This is a genomic window from Variovorax sp. 01T439_2 (assembly GCF_056398445.1).
The window spans coordinates 1-2,742 of record NZ_JBFTPJ010000813.1; the positions used below are offsets into that span (position 1 = coordinate 1).

Annotated in this window: 1 protein-coding gene and 1 pseudogene; both read right to left on the reverse strand. The window is 69.0% G+C overall.

Features of this window, described 5'->3' with window-relative positions; translation table 11 throughout:
* A pseudogene (locus AC1DOC_RS28195) lies at positions 1-116 on the reverse strand (GntR family transcriptional regulator); the annotation flags it as partial.
* 67 nt (positions 117-183) lie between these two features.
* Positions 184-2,742, reverse strand: a 2,559-nt coding sequence (gene mdeB, locus AC1DOC_RS28200; protein WP_478130971.1) for an alpha-ketoglutarate dehydrogenase, incomplete at its 5' end; no start/stop codon positions are given.

Sequence of the window (2,742 nt, forward strand, 5' to 3'; positions counted from 1 at the left end):
GTCGGCAGGCGGTCGCCCTCGGACAGGCGACCGCTGCGCACTTCGGCGGCCAAGGCATCGGCCACCTGGTCGGCGAGGCGGGCACCGGGAGCGATGGATTGGAAGCGGGCGGTCATGGGCGCGAAAGGGAGGGGGCCTGCGACTCTAACGCAGGCCTGCACGACCAGGCGCCGTCCGCGGGACTCACCCGAGCGCGTGGCGCGCCGCGTTCGCGATGCTCGCCGCATCCACCCCGAAGAAGCTGCGCAGCGCCGCGCGCGTGTCGCTGCGGCCGAAGCCGTCGGTGCCGAGCGTGAGGTAGCGGCGGCCTTCGGGCAGGAAGGCGCGCACGCTCTCGGGCACGGCGCGCACGTAGTCGGTGGCGGCGATGATCGGCGCCTTGCCGGCACCGAGCTGCTGCGCGACGAACGGCACGCCCGCTTCCTTCTCGCCCGCAATCGCGCGCTGCTCGCAAGCCAGGCCGTCGCGCGCGAGCTCGCTCCAGCTCGTGACGCTGAACACCTCGGCCTCGATGCCTTCATCGGCCAGCCGCTGCGCGGCCTTGACCACCTCGGTGAGGATCGCGCCCGAGCCCATCAGCGTGACCTTCTTCTTCGCCTTGCCCGAGGCCGGCGCGTACGTGCCGAAGCGATAGCAGCCGCGCAGGATGCCGGCCTCCGCGCCTTGCGGCACGTCGGGCTGCGCGTAGTTCTCGTTCATGAGCGTGACGTAATAGAACACGTCCTTCTGCTCGACCATCATCTCGCGGATGCCCGCGTCGACGATCACCGCCATCTCGCCCGCAAAGGCCGGGTCGTAGGCCTTGCAGTTGGGAATGGTCGCGGCCACGAGGTGGCTCGTGCCGTCCTGGTGCTGCAGGCCTTCGCCGCCGAGCGTGGTGCGGCCCGAGGTGGCGCCCAGCAGGAAGCCGCGCGCGCGCTGGTCGGCCGCGGCCCAGATCGCATCGCCCACGCGCTGGAAGCCGAACATCGAGTAGTAGATGTAGAAGGGCAGCATCGCGAGGCCGTGCACGCTGTAGCTGGTGGCCGCGGCCGTCCAGCTCGCGATGGCACCGGCTTCGCTGATGCCTTCCTCGAGGATCTGGCCGTCGGTGGCTTCGCGGTAGCTCAGCACCGAGCCGATGTCCTCGGGTGCATAGCGCTGGCCCACGCTCGAATAGATGCCGACCTGCTTGAACAGGTTGGCCATGCCGAAGGTGCGCGCCTCGTCGGCCACGATGGGCACGATGCGCGGGCCCAGCGCCTTGTCCTTCAGCAGGTTGCCCAGCATGCGCACGAAGGCCATGGTGGTGCTCATTTCCTTGCCGGCGGCCGCGGTCGCAAACTGCGCGTAGCTTGCGATCTCGGGCTTGGGCACCACCTCGCAGGCGGTCTCGCGGCGCGGCATGGCACCGCCGAGCGCTTCGCGGTGGCTGCGCAGGTACTTCATCTCGGCGCTGTCTTCGGGCGGACGGTAGAAGTCCATCGCAATGGCTTGCGCATCGGTCAGCGGCAGGCTGAAGCGGTCGCGGAATTCGATGAGGTCGACGTCGCCCATCTTCTTGTGCGAGTGCGTGGTCATCTTGCCCTGCGCGGCGCTGCCCATGCCGTAGCCCTTCTTGGTGTGGGCGAGGATCACGGTGGGCCGGCCCTTGTGCGCGGCCGCGGCGGCATAGGCGGCATGGATCTTCACGAGGTCGTGGCCGCCGCGCTTCAGGCGGTCGATCTGCTCGTCGGTCATGCCTTCGGCCAGGCGCGCGAGCTCGGGGTTCTGGCCGAAGAAGTTGTCGCGGTTGAAGCGGCCGTCCTTGGCCGCGAAGGTCTGCATCTGGCCGTCGACGGTTTCGGCGAACACGCGCGCCAGCGCACCGCTCACGTCCTGCGCGAAGAGCCCGTCCCAGTCGCTGCCCCAGACCAGCTTGATGACGTTCCATCCTGCCCCGGCAAAGAGCTTCTCGAGCTCGTCGATGATGCGGCCGTTGCCGCGCACCGGGCCATCGAGGCGCTGCAGGTTGCAGTTGACGACCCACACGAGGTTGTCGAGTTTTTCGCGCGCGGCCAGCGTGAGGGCGCTCATCGATTCGGGCTCGTCCATCTCGCCGTCGCCGAACACGCCCCAGACCTTGCGGCCTTCGCAGTTCAAGAGGTTGCGGTGCGTGAGATAGCGCATGAAGCGCGCGTGGTAGATCGAGCTGATCGGGCCGATGCCCATCGAGCCGGTCGGGAACTGCCAGAAGTCCGGCATCAGGTAGGGATGCGGGTAGCTGCTGAGGCCGCGCGCGCCGCGGCCTTCGGTGAAGGCGGGCGCGGTGAGTTCCTGGCGATAGTGCTTGAGGTCTTCTTCGGTCAGGCGGCCTTCGAGGTAGGCGCGGGCATAGACGCCCGGTGCGCTGTGGGGCTGGAAGAACACGAGGTCGCCGCGGTGTGTGCCTTCGCCCGTGTCCTTGCGCGCATGGAAGAAATGATTGAACCCCGTCTCGAACAGATCGGCCGCGCTCGCATAGCTCGCGATGTGGCCGCCGAGCTCGCCATAAGCCTGGTTCGCACGCGCCACCATCGCAAGCGCATTCCAGCGCATCAGCGAAGCCAACCGCTCCTCGACGGCCAGGTCGCCCGGGAACGGCGGCTGGTCTTCCGCCGCGATGGTGTTGACGTACGGCGTCGCCAGCTCGGGCTGCCAGCCGATGCGCTGCTGCCGCGCGAGGCGGGCGAGCTCCGCCAGCATCTGCCGTGCGCGCTGCGGGCCGTGCGCCTGGGCCAGTGC